Origin of the sequence: Fluviispira sanaruensis, from assembly GCF_004295685.1 — a bacterium.
GTDB classification, from domain to species: domain Bacteria; phylum Bdellovibrionota_B; class Oligoflexia; order Silvanigrellales; family Silvanigrellaceae; genus Silvanigrella; species Silvanigrella sanaruensis.
Genome location: NZ_AP019368.1, coordinates 1,858,627 through 1,874,118 on the forward strand (window position 1 = coordinate 1,858,627; position 15,492 = coordinate 1,874,118).

Annotated in this window: 15 protein-coding genes; 1 reads left to right on the top strand and 14 read right to left on the bottom strand. The window is 36.2% G+C overall.

What is annotated here, in order from left to right; all coding sequences use genetic code 11:
* Nucleotides 1-5: 5 nt before the first annotated feature.
* Entirely contained in the window at nucleotides 6-590 is a 585-nt protein-coding gene (locus EZS29_RS07830; protein ID WP_172603841.1) for an ATP-dependent Clp protease proteolytic subunit, read from the bottom strand.
* 84 nt (nucleotides 591-674) lie between these two features.
* Here EZS29_RS07830 and acpS point away from each other — a divergent pair, with 84 nt between their 5' ends.
* Nucleotides 675-1,061 (top strand): holo-ACP synthase, encoded by a 387-nt coding sequence (gene acpS / locus EZS29_RS07835; protein ID WP_130608467.1) that lies wholly within the window; start codon nucleotides 675-677, stop codon nucleotides 1,059-1,061.
* A 15-nt stretch (nucleotides 1,062-1,076) separates the two neighbouring features.
* Here acpS and accC read toward each other — a convergent pair whose 3' ends face one another.
* The 13 genes from accC to kdpB form a co-directional block, all read right to left on the bottom strand.
* Nucleotides 1,077-2,417: an acetyl-CoA carboxylase biotin carboxylase subunit gene (gene accC / locus EZS29_RS07840; protein ID WP_130608471.1), complete on the bottom strand. Its 1,341-nt coding sequence runs from the start codon at nucleotides 2,415-2,417 to the stop codon at nucleotides 1,077-1,079.
* 28 nt (nucleotides 2,418-2,445) lie between these two features.
* A complete protein-coding gene (gene accB / locus EZS29_RS07845; RefSeq protein WP_130608474.1) occupies nucleotides 2,446-2,979 on the bottom strand; it encodes an acetyl-CoA carboxylase biotin carboxyl carrier protein in 534 nt (177 codons plus the stop codon).
* Between the two features lie 255 nt (nucleotides 2,980-3,234).
* On the bottom strand, nucleotides 3,235-3,801 hold the full coding sequence (gene efp / locus EZS29_RS07850) for an elongation factor P (protein WP_172603993.1): 567 nt from the start codon (nucleotides 3,799-3,801) through the stop codon (nucleotides 3,235-3,237).
* Nucleotides 3,802-3,916: 115 nt separating this feature from the next.
* Complete coding sequence (locus EZS29_RS07855) at nucleotides 3,917-4,780, bottom strand: YdcF family protein (RefSeq protein ID WP_130608480.1); 864 nt, start codon at nucleotides 4,778-4,780, stop codon at nucleotides 3,917-3,919.
* Nucleotides 4,781-4,904: 124 nt separating this feature from the next.
* Nucleotides 4,905-5,174, bottom strand: coding sequence for a hypothetical protein (locus EZS29_RS07860; RefSeq protein WP_130608483.1), 270 nt, complete (start codon nucleotides 5,172-5,174; stop codon nucleotides 4,905-4,907).
* A gap of 75 nt (nucleotides 5,175-5,249) precedes the next feature.
* Nucleotides 5,250-6,233, bottom strand: coding sequence for a ribonucleotide-diphosphate reductase subunit beta (locus tag EZS29_RS07865; RefSeq protein ID WP_130608486.1), 984 nt, complete (start codon nucleotides 6,231-6,233; stop codon nucleotides 5,250-5,252).
* 23 nt (nucleotides 6,234-6,256) lie between these two features.
* The gene (locus EZS29_RS07870; RefSeq protein WP_130608489.1) at nucleotides 6,257-8,812 is read right to left on the bottom strand and encodes a ribonucleoside-diphosphate reductase subunit alpha; all 2,556 of its coding nucleotides are present in this window, start codon (nucleotides 8,810-8,812) and stop codon (nucleotides 6,257-6,259) included.
* Nucleotides 8,813-9,057: 245 nt separating this feature from the next.
* The gene (locus EZS29_RS07875) at nucleotides 9,058-10,182 is read right to left on the bottom strand and encodes a hypothetical protein (protein ID WP_130608492.1); all 1,125 of its coding nucleotides are present in this window, start codon (nucleotides 10,180-10,182) and stop codon (nucleotides 9,058-9,060) included.
* Nucleotides 10,183-10,206: 24 nt separating this feature from the next.
* The gene (locus EZS29_RS07880) at nucleotides 10,207-10,437 is read right to left on the bottom strand and encodes a hypothetical protein (protein WP_130608495.1); all 231 of its coding nucleotides are present in this window, start codon (nucleotides 10,435-10,437) and stop codon (nucleotides 10,207-10,209) included.
* Between the two features lie 170 nt (nucleotides 10,438-10,607).
* The gene (locus EZS29_RS07885) at nucleotides 10,608-11,735 is read right to left on the bottom strand and encodes a hypothetical protein (RefSeq protein WP_130608498.1); all 1,128 of its coding nucleotides are present in this window, start codon (nucleotides 11,733-11,735) and stop codon (nucleotides 10,608-10,610) included.
* A gap of 1 nt (nucleotide 11,736) precedes the next feature.
* A complete protein-coding gene (locus EZS29_RS07890; protein WP_130608501.1) occupies nucleotides 11,737-12,855 on the bottom strand; it encodes a kinase in 1,119 nt (372 codons plus the stop codon).
* 2 nt (nucleotides 12,856-12,857) lie between these two features.
* Nucleotides 12,858-13,442, bottom strand: a complete 585-nt coding sequence (gene kdpC, locus EZS29_RS07895) for a potassium-transporting ATPase subunit KdpC (protein WP_130608505.1) — start codon at nucleotides 13,440-13,442, stop codon at nucleotides 12,858-12,860.
* 18 nt (nucleotides 13,443-13,460) lie between these two features.
* Entirely contained in the window at nucleotides 13,461-15,491 is a 2,031-nt protein-coding gene (gene kdpB, locus EZS29_RS07900; RefSeq protein WP_130608508.1) for a potassium-transporting ATPase subunit KdpB, read from the bottom strand.
* Nucleotide 15,492: the final 1 nt, after the last annotated feature.

Here is a 15,492-nt window from a genome sequence, read left to right on the forward strand (position 1 = left end):
TAATTTTAACGAACTTCATTCCAAGAAGTGATAATTCTATTTACAAGACCATATTCTTGCGCTTCTTGTGCTGTCATCCAATAATCTCGTTCAATATCCTTCCGTACACGATCCAATGGCTGTTTTGTTTCTTTATTGTATAGTTCTGCTATTTTTTCGCGTGTTCTTAGTATTTCTTTTGCATGAATTTCAATATCAGAAGCCTGTCCTTGTATGTTTCCACCTATCAAAGGTTGGTGAATAAGTAAACGTGCGTTGGGAAGAGAATATCTATGTTTTGTCTCTGCAGCAAGTAAAATAACTGTTGCAATACTAGCAGCTAAACCGGTAACAATAATTTTTACTTCAGGCCGGATAAACCGAATGGTATCGTAGATACCGAATCCAGAGTTGACTTCTCCGCCTGGACTATTTAAAAATATCCAGATATCTTTTGCTGGATCTTCAGCTTCTAAAGCAAGCAATTGCTCAATTATTTTTTTTGCTGATTTTGAAGTGATTGCCTCAGACAACACGATAAGACGTTGATCAAATAATTTTCTTTGGGTTGCTGATTCCATTAAAGAAGAGAGTTCTTCAAGATTCGACATTTTTCGGACTCCTTTGTGTTTCAAAATGAGAAACATTCATAGCTATAAGTATAATTCTAATAAGAAAGTGAGACAAGCTTAGAGATGACAAAAAAAATTCTTATTGGTAACGATCTTGTAAATATTCCTCGCTTTGAGCGCTCGCTCCTTGTGGGAAACTTTATACAAAAAATCTTTCACCCCGATGAAATCCTTTATTGCGAGAAAAAAGTCGCTCAAAAATCAGCTTCTTATGCCGCGCGTTACGCAGCCAAAGAAGCTTTTGCCAAAGCGCTGGGCACTGGTCTTTATGCGCAAGGTGTTTCTTTTTTAGATATTTGGATAGGTAATGAAGAGAGTGGAAGGCCATTTCTCAATATAAATGATAATATTAAAGCTAAATTAATGAAACAAAATATAGATGATTATGATGTCTCACTAAGCCATCACATAGATTATGCAATGGCCACAGTTATTCTTTTTAAAAATTAAAATTTACTAAAAATATTATTTAACGAATCCAGCTCTTTCTAAGAAACGGGTTGAGTGTTTTCCTTGCATAAAATCTGGATGTTTTAATACTTCTAAATGAAATGGGATATTGGTACGAATACCATCAACTATAAATTCTTGCAGTGCGCATTCCATTTTCTTAATTGCCAGTTCACGGGTGTCAGCAGTTACTATGAGCTTGGTCAGCATGGAATCATAATAAGGAACTACAGTGTATCCATGATAGACAAATCCATCCACTCGAACTCCCAGTCCGCCCGGACTCGAATAGGCTGTGATTTTACCTGGCCAAGGTGCAAAACTCTTTGGGTCTTCGGCGTTTATACGACATTCGATGGAGTGACCGCGGATTTTTATGTCCTTTTGTGTAAAGGGAAGCGACTCTCCCATTGCCACAAGGATTTGGGTTCTGACTAAGTCAATACCTGTAATCTGTTCTGTGACTGGGTGTTCCACCTGAATGCGTGTATTCATTTCCATGAAATAGACGTTTTTATCGTCATCCATAAGAAATTCAACTGTTCCTGCTCCGTGGTAGCCAACTTCTTTTGCAAGTGCAACTGCATAGGCACCTATGCGATTGCGCTCTGATTCATTTAATAAATTACAAGGAGCTTCTTCTATCACTTTTTGATGACGACGTTGAACACTGCAATCTCTTTCACCCAGGTGAACGATATTACCTTGTTTATCCGCCATAATTTGAATTTCTACATGGCGTGGATTTTCAAGATACTTTTCAAGATAAACTTCAGAATTGCCAAATGCAGCTGAAGCCTCTTGGCGACAAGTTAAATAGGCCTTTTCCAGATCTTCGATTTTGTGAACGATTTTCATACCTCGTCCACCACCACCCCCACTGGCTTTTAAAATAACGGGGAAACCGATTTCTTTTGCAGATTTTTTAGCTACTTCTATATTTTCAATCGCTGACTTTGATCCTGGTAAAAATGGTAAGCCAGCCTTGCGCGCAACATCACGTGCTGCCACTTTTTCACCCAATTGGCGCATTTGCTCAGGAGTTGGGCCTATAAATGTAATATTACATTTTCTACATATTTCAGCAAAACTTGCATTTTCTGAGAGAAATCCATAGCCCGGATGAATTGCGTCAGCTCCACTGACTTCAGCGGCTGCAATTATAGCAGGAATATGTAAATAACTTTTCTTACTCTCTGCAGGTCCAATACAAATACTTTCATCAGCTAACTTTGCGTGTAAGCTGTGCGCATCTGCCTGTGAATAAATAGCTACGCTTTTAATACCGAGTTCTCGACAAGCGCGAATAATACGCACTGCGATTTCACCGCGATTGGCGATAAGAATTTTTTTCATGTGAATTTACTCGCAATATTTAATTTGTTTACTTAGATGGAGCAACAATAAAAAGCGGAGTGCCGAATTCAACAGGTTTTGCATTGTCGACTAAGATAGCAACAATCTCCCCGTCAATTTCAGCTTCGATTTCATTCATGAGCTTCATAGCTTCGACAATGCATAATGATTGCCCTTTTTTAATTTTTGCGCCCAGCTCAACAAAAACGGGAGCGTCTGGCCCAGGAGATCTGTAGAAAGTACCAACAAATGGACTCGTGATAGTTGTCCCTTCTGGTAACTTTTTAGGTTCATTTTTGTCTTCTGTTTTCATAATTGTAGATGGATTTTCATTGCAATTTTCTGCAGAAGCAATATTTTCTAAATTAACCTGTGGTGCATGAGCCGGAGAAGCAACTTTTGCAACCGATGGCGCCGCATATGTTTGTGGTTGGAAAAGCGAAGTCTGCCCCACATTTCTTGCCAAAGAGATTTTTTCTGCGGATGATTCAGCTTGCACGACATCAAAACCGTGTTTTGCCATAAGATTCATAAGTTTTTCAATTTTAGATACATCAATCATTATTATTTTCCTCTAAATATATACCTTGCCTAAAAAACATGGGCTAAGATACAATGTACCAAGACAGATTAAAATGATAATTTTAACACTTTGTCAATCACTCTCAGATTTCTCTAATTCTTAGAACAAAGTCAAGACCTTGTGCTAGAAAAGCGCTGTTAAAGCTTATTTGTATCATTTCTTTGAAAAAAAAAACCGGCATCGTTTACGACGGAACCGGTGTCTATTATACAGAAAAATCTGTTTTCATTAAACTTATTTTCTACTTACACGATCGACATAAACATTTTCACGCGTATCTATGCGCAAAACATCGCCTTCATTGATATGAAACGGAACGCTCACAACAAGTCCTGTTTCAAGCGTTGCGGGTTTGCTTCCACCTGTAGCAGTATCGCCACGCACACCAGGGGCAGTCTCTACTACTTTGAGCTCGACAAATGTGTCTGTTTCGACTCCTATAGGCTTACCATTGAAAAAGACAACCTTAATCACAGAGTTTTCTATTAGATAATTTTTAGTATCACCAACTTCCAGATTTGTGAGTGATATTTGTTCGTAGTTTGCTGTGTCCATGAAGTTAAAACCATCGGCATCTGCATAAAGAAATTGCATATTTCTTTCTTCTACATCTGGTTTTTCTAATTTATCACCGCTCTTAATATTTTGTTCAACCACTTGACCTGTACGTAAGTTTTTCACTTTCGTGCGGGTAAAAGCGGCTCCTTTTCCAGGGCTAACATGTTGAAAATCAACGATAACCCAAGGATCATTGTTTATTAAAACTTTGAGTCCGCGACGAAACTCACGTGTATCATACATACTACTCATAAAGCACACTCCTTTTTCAGACGAAGCAGGAATTAACACCTAAAATATAAAATTGCAATTAAAAGCATTTTGCAGAAAATATAAATTATACAGTAATTTGCAAGATTCAGAGTGAAAGCCAACCTTTTAAGGCATAGCCAACCACGCCAAAATATTCATTTAAAATAGATACAGATTTTGCTGCATTGGCAAAGTTAAAGACACCTTCACCATACCCTTCTAAGGTAGCGACTGGAACTGGGCAGACTTCAAATCCCTGTTTTCTAAAAACTCTTTTAGCGCGAAACATTTGCTGTGAGCTTGTCAGTAATATTATTTTTTTACCATATTTCTTTTTTTCAAATATTTCCTTGGTGAACAAAGCATTCTGATATGTATTTTTACTTTCTTTTTCTGCGATTAAACTAAAATTGTTTATATCATATCCATAAGTATATGAAGCAAAGTTTTTCATAGCTTCTGCTTCACTTTGCCCAACATTTATATTGGTTTTTCCACCCGAAAAGACAATAGGCAACTTATGTTTGCTCCATACACTTTCATATCCAGAGTTTTTTATTAAATGACTGAGTCCCATTAAACGGGTTTGCGCAACGGAACTCGGAATATTTTTCTGATATATTCCTGAACCTAACACAACGATTCCTGCAACTTCTTTTACACAGTTAGGCAAAGGATTATCAACTAGACTTTTATTAAAAATTTCACTTATATTTTCTTGTTTATTTCTTTCTGATTGAGTTAATAATGGGGATAATAAAATCTTTGGTGTTTCCTTATAACATAATATGATAATAAAAAGACTTGCAAACGTAAACAATAATTTAACAACTTTTTTAAATATGCAAAACCACAACATAATGCAGGCAATAAATAATATAATTGTTGGTAAACCGGCATCAAAAGTAAATTCTTTAAGTAACCTAGCGAGGGTTAAATTCCATTCAGAAATAATAGAGACATCACCCATTTCTATTTTATTCCTTTCAATTATATGTTTTATTAAACAGCCTTTTTTAATAAAAATAAACTGTGCTTGTTTGTCTTAACATAGGATGTGAAAATAATAAATTTAGGCGAGTGGAATATGATTTTTATTCACAAAGCGTCGATTTGTATTTTTTGTCATTGAGATCAAAACATTTTACAAAGGGTTGGTTGATGGTGTCACAAAAACCCGCATAGATTTTGCGATAGATTTGACAGTTTTTCATGGCTTCCGCTCCGTAAAAGGAAGCAACTTTATCCTTTTTCAACATTTCAGGATTTTCGACTATGAAATCTATTTGCTCCTGTTTTGTACAGGAAACAAAAGTAAGAGCTATGATAAAAAAAAATGTTCCTGCAAGTATTTTGAAAAACATATTTATTTCCTCAAATTGTTACTTTACACAGCTTACTTCTTTTTTTTCCTGTTTTAAAGATACGCAGTGGCAAGATCACCACTCAAGTCCAAAACCTGTTTGATATTCCGTCACCCGCGTCTCAAAGAAATTCTTCTCTTTGGGTAAGTCCATAATCTCATTCATCCAAGGAAAAGGGGTTTCTTCTTCGCCATAAATGGGCTCAAGACCAATGCTCTCAACTCGTCTATCTGCAATATAACGAATGTATTTTGCAAACTGAGTATAGGAAAGACCTAGCACATCGCGAGGTAATGCGTCTGAAACAAAAGCATCTTCGAGCTCAACCACGTGCTCAATATTTTTTCTGACTTCTTCTTGCAATTCTTTTGTCCAAATATCTGCATTTTCCGATATGTATTGATTGATAAGCTTTGTGCCAAAACGGCAATGTAAACTCTCATCACGCACGATGTATTCAAGTTGTTCTGATGTGCCAACAAGTAAATTACGACGCTTAAAGTTAAGCAACAAAACAAATGCACTGTAAAACTGCATTCCTTCCATACCTATATAATAAGCACATAGGTTTTTTAAGAATAAAGAACGACCTTCTGCTGTTAGAGTAGAGAAATCTGCATTTAAAATACCTTCAAGAAATTGCGCTTGAAAATCATGCTTATCTTTAATTGTTCCTACTTTTTTAAATTCGCTAAAAACTTCTTGCTGATCCATCGAAAGAGATTCAACAATATGCGAATAGCTCCATGAGTGAATACTCTCTTGAAATGCTTGCGCAGTTAAATACTGACGGCATTCTGGATTTGTGATGTGCTTATAAATAGCCATTATAATATTATCACCCACTAAAACATCGGTATTAGCAAAAAATGCAAGGATTTTTTTAATCAAATGGCGTTCATCATTGGTAAGGTAACCTTGATTTTTCCACTGAGCTATGTCTTGCGCCATTGAAACTTCTTGTGGAAGCCAGTGATTTTTGCATAGATTTTTAAATTCATCCCAAGCCCATGGATATTGAAAAGGCATAAGTTGGGTTTTTGTTTCGTTAATCAACATTTTAATTCTCCTTTAGCAATTATTTATTGACAAGATTCGCATTCAGGATTGTCAATGGAACATGCTTTTGCCTCTACCGGCAATTTAATTTCATTTTTTCTGGATGAAAGACTTGATTTTTCAACTCCTGTTGCAGCTTTTGTTCTTAAATAATAAGTTGTCTTTAAGCCGCAGTGCCATGCATAGCGATACATTTCATCTATTTTTCTACCACTAGGTGCAGACATATAAAGGTTTAAGCTCATGGATTGATCGATATATATTTGTCTCAGTGCAGCACAACGAATAAGTTGTTCTGGCTCTATGTCAAATGCAGTTTTATAAAGTTCTTTTATATCTTCTGGAATATTTAAGGTATTTAAATCACCATCAGCTCTCTTTAATTCACGAGATAATTCAGAATTCCATAGACCAAGTTCTTTTAAATCATCAATTAAATACTCATTGATGATTGTATAATCTCCACCCATATTACTTTTCACATATAAATTTTTATATGTTGGCTCTATAGACTGTGTACAATTCGATATATTTGAAATAGTTGCAGTTGGAGCCACTGCTAAACACAAACTATTACGCATTCCCTGCGCAATTTGTGTGCGCACTTCGTCCCAGTTCAGATTTTCTGTAAAGCCATCTGCACCTAAAATTTCTGAGCATGCTCTCAGTTCACCATTTTCATCTTTATATTCTGTTGGGGCAACAGGATAATTCACGTGCGCTCCCAATTCACACACTGTGTCTTTTGGCACTTTTCCTTTTGACCAAGTGGATCCTGGGTAAGAGCTGTATGAACCGCGTTCTTGCGCTAAATTTGCTGAGGCCTTAATTGCATGAAAACTGATATATTCTGTGATTTTTTCAGATAACCACATTGCTTCAGGCTTCGAATATGGAATTTTCTTCATATAAAGAACGTCTTGAAAACCCATAAAACCCATCCCAACAGGGCGATGTCTATGATTTGCTGTTTCTGCAGATTTAATTGGATAAAAGTTTTCTGTGATCACGTTGTCTAACATCCGCATTCCAACACTCACAGCATGTGCTAATGTTTTTGCTGGATTTTCGGATTGAAAGACGGCTTTTAAGTTTATGGAACCTAAATTACAGACCGCTGTTTCTTCGGCATTGGTATTTAATGTGATTTCTGTACAGAGATTGCTGCTGTGGACAACACCTATATGACGTTGTGCACTTCTTAAATTACAAGGATCTTTAAAGGTCACCCATGGATGGCCTGTTTCAAAAATCATTGTGAGAATTTTACGCCACAATTGTACGGCAGAAATCTTGCGGAAGTTTTGTAATTCTCCACGCTCTGCCATTCTTTCATAATTTTCATACAATTTTTTAAAGTTTTCACCGTATGTATCATGTAGATCTTTTACTTCAGATGGGCAAAATAAAGTCCACTCTGCATTTTGCTCTACTCGTTCTAAAAATAAATCTGGAACCCAGTTTGCTGTGTTCATGTCATGGGTACGACGACGTTCATCACCGGTATTTTTACGCAATTCGAGGAAATCTTCAATATCTAAATGCCACGTTTCTAAAAATGCACAGACAGCACCTTTTCTTTTTCCACCTTGGTTTACTGCAATAGTAGAAGAATCTTGCACTTTAATAAATGGTATAACACCTTGTGAGCGGCCATTTGTTCCTTTTATCCAGCTTCCACTTGCACGGATATTTGACCAGTCGTTGCCAAGTCCACCTGCATATTTTGAGAGCATTGCATTGTCTGAGTACTGGCGATAAATATCGAGAAGATCATCTTGTGTTGTAGTTAAGAAACAAGATGACATTTGCGAATGTTTCGTACCTGAATTAAATAATGTCGGCGTACTTGGAACGTATAACATTTGCGAAATGACTTCATAAAACTCTGCGGCACATTTCGTTGCAGCTGCTGCATTTTCCTCAGCAAGCGCAACCCCCATAGCAACACGCATCCAAAAATGTTGAAAAGTTTCGTACCGCTGTCCTTGTTTATGCAATAAATAACGATCATAAAGTGTATGTGCACCTAGATAATCAAATAAATAATTTCTTTCATGGCGAATACAAGTATTTAAGAACTCGAGATCAAGTTCGCGCAATCTTGGGGAAAGTTGTCCATGCTCTGTTCCGTATTTTACATACTCAGACAATGTCGGATAAAGCTTTTCCTGTTCTGGCAATTCACTGAGAGAAGCTTCCAAACCAATTGTTTTTAAAACCTCTATACGTAAATCTTCTGAAAGTAAGGAGGCTGCGATATAAGAATACTCTCTTCCTTGTTCTATGAGCGGTCTCACATTCAAAATAATATTTTGCAAAGTTGAGTTGAAATCAACCGTGGAAAAATTGAGATTTGTGAGATTTACCTTCGGGTGAAAAGGTTTATAAGAGTTCTTTGCCATGAAATATTTCTCCTGGTGGTACAAAGCATTGTCTTTTCTGAAACATGGGAAGCGTTTAAGTATACCATACAAATGAATGGCATAAAGAGCATAACCACACATCTGCCGCAAATCTTCACAAAAGAGGAGTTGCGACACCGTAATTGGATAACGTAGAGTGTCTGCACTTATCATATATAGTGCTATCCTATAATGAAAGACACTGTCAATAGTGTGGGAAATAATTTTGCTGCTCTAAAAATTCTCGAATTATTTTAGTATTTAAATAAAAGGCTCAATATATAAGCAGATAAAATAGATGAAAAAACATAAAAAAAAGAGGCACTTTTAAGAGATGGCTTTGAGAAAACCATCTACCATAAATTTGTATGGAAATATGCTCTTTGCCCAACCTTATTCGCAGGGGGGACACTATAGAGTTAATTCCCCGCCGTCAAATGAGCTGGTTTATTTTTACCAATTTTATCAGATGCAGATTTTAAAAACGCCATTAGATTGTCACCCGCCCGATCAAGGTCCTCGCGAGTGCTTAAAGATATTCTTGTTTTTTTAACAATTGAAAAGGCTTTTGGTTCTATCAAAAAAGAATCTAAATAGCGCTCAGAATGCGACCAGTAAATTAAAATAACAGCAGCTGCCCGCTCTTTTAAAATTTCTTCTTTTGGCAATCCTTGTGGATCAGGCATACTGTAAAAAGAAGTTGGAAAATAAGGAGAAACCTTTACCACAGATTGCTTATCAGCTGAAAAAGTTTGTGCGAAAGAACCATTGATGCAATTTGCAGAAATAACGCTCGTCATTTTAGCAGGGAGTTGGAAAATTTTTGTTTTTAATTCCTGTCCATTTAAAAACACTGCACATTTATTTGTATTTAATAATTTTACAGTTTTCTGCTTTACAAGATAAGGACTCGTAAGTTCTTTAAGTCTATTGATAATCAACACATCAACTTGCGACTCCAACTTATCTTTAAGAGCAAAAGTCGCATATTTCTCATAGATAAGAGCATAGGAGCGAGCGACATGTGGAATATCCCAATTTGCCACAGCTGCCCAAAAAGCAAGCTCAGCATAAGTAAAACCCACTGAGGAAGGATTGTTTGACAAAAGCACTAAAGCTTCTTTCATAGCAGAGCGCGCCATAAAGCTCACTTTAGCTGTGCGCTTTTTCAGAAAAAGAATTTTAATATTTTGCGCATAAAGCTGAAACCTATGTTCGACATCGATATCAGCTTTGGTCCCATTGCTATTTGCCATCCATTCTTTATTTAAATTTCTATTTTGTACGGCATGATAAATACCATCTTCAGCAATACGGCGCGTAAAAGAACTTGAAAAGTACGGTAATAAAATAGGGTCATCAGATGCATAAAAGATAAGAGCCTTCTCTAAGGAAATAGCGTTTTGGCGCGAAGTACTTTGAGTTTTAGATTTTGCAGACTGTGAGTGTAATGTGCTGCAAGAAGACAACAAGAGACTCAATAAAATATTGATGAGACAAAATAACATAAAATAAATTCTATTATGAGCTTGTAAATACTTCATGCAAATCCTCAATAACTAATAAAATTATTTCCGACCTCGATCATGAGCCCCACTGAGCTCAAGCTTCTTGCGATTTTCTTGTTCTACCTTTTTCTGATGTTGCTCTAATAAGGCACAAACTTCTTGATTTCCTGCTTTGCAAGCTTCATCGTACTTCTCAATAGAGCTTTTTTGTGTTGGAGTTGTTTCATCCAAGTTAATAACACAAGCACAAAAAAGGAGTGATATAGATGATAAGGCAATAATATTTCTCATAAATGTGAACCTTTCTACAAACGGAAGAAGAGAAGTAACAGAGGATATAACAGAAGCAACCAACAGACAAAGAATCACAGACGACTATACAAAGCACATTTTTGATAAAATAACAATAATAAAAAATTGCTTAGCACTTCATATATGAAATTAATAACTCCGCATTTTAATTAAATACTAAGAGAGCTTTGTTCAGATTTGAGTTTGATAGCCGTTTCTTTAAATTGCATGGAAGAATATCGGTTATTGAGGTTATGTAGCACAATAATAAAACCACTTTTTGACATATCTTCATCATAAAAATATTTTTTTCTCACGCGAAATATACACTCGTTACCTTCAACAATTGCCCAAAAATAAGATTCTTCAAAGTTTTCTTTTCGTACCAAATTACGTAAATGTATATAAGCCTGTGAAGACAATGAAACATCATACCAAATTTGAAAAAGTAAAGATGAATCTTTAGCCCCAATAACACTTAAAAAAAGTTTATTATAATGTTCAATTTTACCATAACTATCAATAACAACGACAGCATCTTCCATTGCATCAAAAACAGTATTCATTGCACTTCTTTGAATGCGTAAATTCTTTAGATTTTTCTTGTGCAGATCGGAAAGACGTTTCCAAAGAGAGAGAAGTTCAAGAGTCAGAAATTTAATTTCAAGGGTTTCTGGTTCAGGAAATTTTAATTTATGATTTAAATCAGGTTTACACTGTAAAACTTCAGATATTTTCTTAATCGGAAATGCAATTTTACTTGATAATCTTTCAGAAAAATAAATAGAAAACAACAAAGCTACAAGAAAAATAAAACAAGCTAACAAAACCATTTTCGTAGAGAAACTATCACGATCTAAAATAATTTTTGTAAGCTTATATTGATTTTCAAGCATAATTTTTCTAAGTAAATCTTTCATTTTAGCATAATCTTTTACACTAATAATGTTTTCATTTTTATTATACTTAATAAAAATTTTATTAATTTCAAACAAGACAACATTAGCTTGACTGGTATTATAATATTGCCGCAAGAAATCATATGATTTTTGAAAGCTCAATATATCATCTTTTGTAGTCTCACTCTGATTTAATCTTTTCGTATAGAGTGAATCCCAATTTTCATACATAGAAACGATAGAACTTGTGCTATTAAAATTGAGTAAATATAATTTTTTTGGATTTTTACTGCTAAAATGTATAATTATAATTAAGATAAAACCAAGAAAACCAAAAAGAAAAACAATTTTTAAAACTTCTTTTAGAATACCTCGTCGCATAGGAGGCAAAGTATTCATTCTATTTCCCCCCACTTTCTACATTGATAATATGCACATCGACACCCACTGCATCGTGAATAAACTCCAAAAGAATAGAACCACGCACTCTCTCTCTCAATGGTGTTAATCTTGACTTACCAAAAACTGCATGTTTTATTTTATTTTCCAAAGCAAAATTGACAAGAATGTCTGAAATTTTTTCGCCAGAAAGAATTTTGACTTCTGCCCCTAATTTGGTTGCCAGATCGAAATTTTGTTGAATTTTTCTCTGCAGTTGTGAGTCTATATGAGCAGGATCTTCCGATTTTTTTTGCACATAAGTCACATAAACGCGACTCGATAAACGGGATGCTAACTTTGTTCCTTTACGAATAAGCATGCCAGCATTTGTAGGATCCGAACTCAAAGCAACCATGACCGCTTCTTCCGCGAACGTTTTGTTATCGCCAAATTCGCTTTCTTGCATTTTTTGAAATTGATTTCCTGCAGCCTCTCTCAAACAGATCTCTCGTAAAAATGCCAAATGATGATACGAGAAAAAATTAGCGAGAGCATTGTCGACTTTTTCTTTGTCATAAACTTTCCCAAGACGAAGTCTCTCACGCAAATCTTCCATACTGATATCTGCCATGACTATTTGCTGCGCTATCTGTAAAACTTTGTCCGGAATTCGCTCAAAAACAGGAGCTTTAGTTGCTGACACCACTCTGTCGGAAACAGATTCTAGATGCTGTACATTGAGCGTCGAGATCACATTGATCTCGGCATCAAGAATCTCAAGAACATCTAAGTATCGCTTAGCATTTTTACTGCCCACAACGTTCGTATGGGCCAATTCATCGACCAGAACGATTTGTGGATCACGTTTAATAATGGCTTCAACATCCATCTCTAAAAATTCATTTGTCCCAATCACACATTTTTTTAATTCAACTTGTTCTAATCCTGCAACAAGAGCTTGTGTCTCTGGTCTTTTATGTGGCTCAACATAGCCAATGACAACATCAAATCCCCGTTGCTTAAGTGTTTGTGCTTCCTTAAGCATCGAATAGGTTTTTCCAACTCCTGCTGCATATCCTATAATAATTTTGAGAGAACCTCTCCGCTTACTTTCAAGAATTTCTTCAAATGTCTTCATTTTTATTCTTCGTTTTTAGCTTCATCCACAAGAATATTTAACAGGAGCACATTTATATTTTCTTCACCAATAATACCTAATGCAGGTTTTTCAAGCAAAGAATAAATTAAGGTCTTGAGCTTATCTTCACTCATTTTTCTTGCGTGTGCAACCCTCGGGATTTGCAATAAAGCAGCTTGTAAAGAAATATGTGGATCGAGCCCACTTCCTGATGCATTCACGAGATCGTTCGGAATATCGGAAATTTTTATTGTGGGGTTCTCCTTTAAAATTTTTTTTGTTTCACTTTTTATATTTTCATATAATTTTATATTTGTAGTTGCTAAATTTGAGGGAGATGAGCTTAAACCGTCATACCCTTTTTCACCCGCAGCTGAAGGTCTACCATGAAAATATTTTGGTGAAAAAAAATTTTGTCCGATCAATTTTGCTCCAATAGATTTATTATCCTTATAAATAATCCCACCATTGCTCTCTTCAGGAAAAAAAATCCTCCCAGTTAATGTAACAAATAAAGGATAAACACACCCTAATATAATAAATAGAATACCTGTTATAACAATGCATCTATATAGTGAACGCCCCATAAATAATCCTTTTAATTTTTAAATTATATTTAAACCATTTATAATCATATCCACAATTTTAATGCCTATAAAAGGAATAATAACCCCACCTACCCCAAATACGAAAAAATTATAACTTAACAAACTCAATGCATTTCTAGGTCTATATTTTACCCCCTTCAATGCAAGTGGAATGAGAATAATTATAATTAAAGCATTAAATATGATTGCAGACAGTATTGCGCTATTTGGACTTTCTAAATGCATAATATTATATTTAGCAAAATCTGGGAAAACACCCAGAAACATAGCAGGAAGAATTGCAAAATATTTTGCCACGTCATTGGCAATACTAAAAGTGGTTAAAGCCCCTCTTGTAATCAAAAGTTGTTTGCCAATTTCAACGATTTCAATCACTTTAGTTGGATCGGAGTCAAGGTCGATCATATTTCCTGCTTCACGCGCGGCTTGCGTACCCGTGTTCATGGAAAGCCCGACATCTGCTTGAGCAAGAGCAGGTGCATCGTTGGTACCGTCCCCCGACATTGCGACCATACGCCCTTCTTTTTTTAAGGTTTTTATCAACATCAATTTATCTTCAGGTTTTGCTTCCGAAAGAAAATCATCGACACCCGCTTCTTGAGCAATGGCGGCTGCGGTTAATTTATTATCCCCGGTTATCATTATGGAGCGTATCCCCATTGCCCGAATACGGGCAAAACGCGCATGAATACCTGGCTTCACAATATCTTTTAAATAAATAACTCCTAATATCTTTGAACCCTTCGCCACAGCTAAAGGAGTCCCACCCATTTTAGAAATTTTTACAAAGTGCTCATGAACAGACTTAGGAACATCACCACCTAAGGAGCGCACCCAGGCTGAAATTGCTTCTAATGCACCTTTTCGATAACTCTCACTTACGGTATCGATTCCACTCATCCGCGTTTCTGCAGAAAATGGGATGGGCGTAGAATTTTTTGCGGTCACATAGTGGATACGCAGTTCATTTGCTAATTTCACTATGGACCGACCTTCTGGTGTGTCATCAAAAGTCGAAGCGATCAGTGCAGCAAGGCCAAGATCATCTACAGTGACCCCTTCGGCGGGGAAAAACTCACTGGCCATTCGATTCCCTACGGTTATGGTACCCGTCTTGTCGAGCAACAAAACATCAATATCACCCGCAGCTTCGACAGCTCTACCAGACATTGCAAGAACATTTCTTTGTAAAACCCGATCCATGCCAGCAATCCCAATGGCTGATAGCAGCCCACCAATTGTGGTTGGGATAAGACAAACAAGGAGAGCAACCAACACCACAACCGAAATATTGAGATTTTGATATATTGCAAAAGGCTTTAAGGTAACAACGGCCAATAGAAAAACTGCTGTTAATCCAAATAAAAGAATATTTAAAGCAATTTCATTGGGAGTTTTCTTACGTTCTGCACCTTCAACAAGGGCAATCATTTTATCTAGAAAAGATTTTCCTGGCTCTGCCGTGACTTGAATAACGATACGATCGGAGAGCACCATCGTACCACCTGTCACAGCGGAACGATCACCACCCGACTCGCGAATAACAGGCGCGGATTCACCTGTAATAGCCGATTCATCAATTGAAGCCATTCCTTCCACAACAGTGCCATCGGCAGGTATCACTTCACCTGCAACAACAACAACTCTGTCATCTTTTAATAAATTCGAGGCAGAGACAATTTCATATTCGTTACTTTGTTTATTGAGGCGTTTTGCTTGAGTATCTCTTCTGGTTTTTTTTAAATTTTCTGCCTGTGCTTTCCCCCTACCCTCTGCCAGTGCTTCAGCAAAGTTTGCAAAGAGAACGGTGAACCAGAGCCAGATAGATATTTGCAGAGAAAAATTTACTGAACTCATATCATTTAAAATAAAATCATTTGCTGTAGCAATTGTGGTGATAATGGCGCCCAAACCCACGATAAATAGCACAGGATTTTTATAAAGACTAAATGGATTTAACTTAACAAATGATTCTTTAATTGCCGAAAAAACAAGTTCATTTGAAACAAAAACATTATTTTCTTTCATA

What these genes read in the sequence shown, in the direction of transcription:
- efp (WP_172603993.1), bottom strand. Translation starts at nt 3,801, where the DNA reads ATGTATGATACACGTGAGTTTCGTCGCGGACTCAAAGTTTTAATAAAC.
- EZS29_RS07860 (WP_130608483.1), bottom strand. Translation starts at nt 5,174, where the DNA reads ATGTTTTTCAAAATACTTGCAGGAACATTTTTTTTTATCATAGCTCTT.
- EZS29_RS07870 (WP_130608489.1), bottom strand. Translation starts at nt 8,812, where the DNA reads ATGATAAGTGCAGACACTCTACGTTATCCAATTACGGTGTCGCAACTC.
- accC (WP_130608471.1), bottom strand. Translation starts at nt 2,417, where the DNA reads ATGAAAAAAATTCTTATCGCCAATCGCGGTGAAATCGCAGTGCGTATT.
- EZS29_RS07875 (WP_130608492.1), bottom strand. Translation starts at nt 10,182, where the DNA reads ATGAAGTATTTACAAGCTCATAATAGAATTTATTTTATGTTATTTTGT.
- kdpB (WP_130608508.1), bottom strand. Translation starts at nt 15,491, where the DNA reads ATGAAAGAAAATAATGTTTTTGTTTCAAATGAACTTGTTTTTTCGGCA.
- acpS (WP_130608467.1), top strand. Translation starts at nt 675, where the DNA reads ATGACAAAAAAAATTCTTATTGGTAACGATCTTGTAAATATTCCTCGC.
- EZS29_RS07830 (WP_172603841.1), bottom strand. Translation starts at nt 590, where the DNA reads ATGTCGAATCTTGAAGAACTCTCTTCTTTAATGGAATCAGCAACCCAA.
- EZS29_RS07890 (WP_130608501.1), bottom strand. Translation starts at nt 12,855, where the DNA reads ATGAAGACATTTGAAGAAATTCTTGAAAGTAAGCGGAGAGGTTCTCTC.
- EZS29_RS07885 (WP_130608498.1), bottom strand. Translation starts at nt 11,735, where the DNA reads ATGAATACTTTGCCTCCTATGCGACGAGGTATTCTAAAAGAAGTTTTA.
- EZS29_RS07865 (WP_130608486.1), bottom strand. Translation starts at nt 6,233, where the DNA reads ATGTTGATTAACGAAACAAAAACCCAACTTATGCCTTTTCAATATCCA.
- EZS29_RS07880 (WP_130608495.1), bottom strand. Translation starts at nt 10,437, where the DNA reads ATGAGAAATATTATTGCCTTATCATCTATATCACTCCTTTTTTGTGCT.
- EZS29_RS07855 (WP_130608480.1), bottom strand. Translation starts at nt 4,780, where the DNA reads ATGGGTGATGTCTCTATTATTTCTGAATGGAATTTAACCCTCGCTAGG.
- kdpC (WP_130608505.1), bottom strand. Translation starts at nt 13,442, where the DNA reads ATGGGGCGTTCACTATATAGATGCATTGTTATAACAGGTATTCTATTT.
- accB (WP_130608474.1), bottom strand. Translation starts at nt 2,979, where the DNA reads ATGATTGATGTATCTAAAATTGAAAAACTTATGAATCTTATGGCAAAA.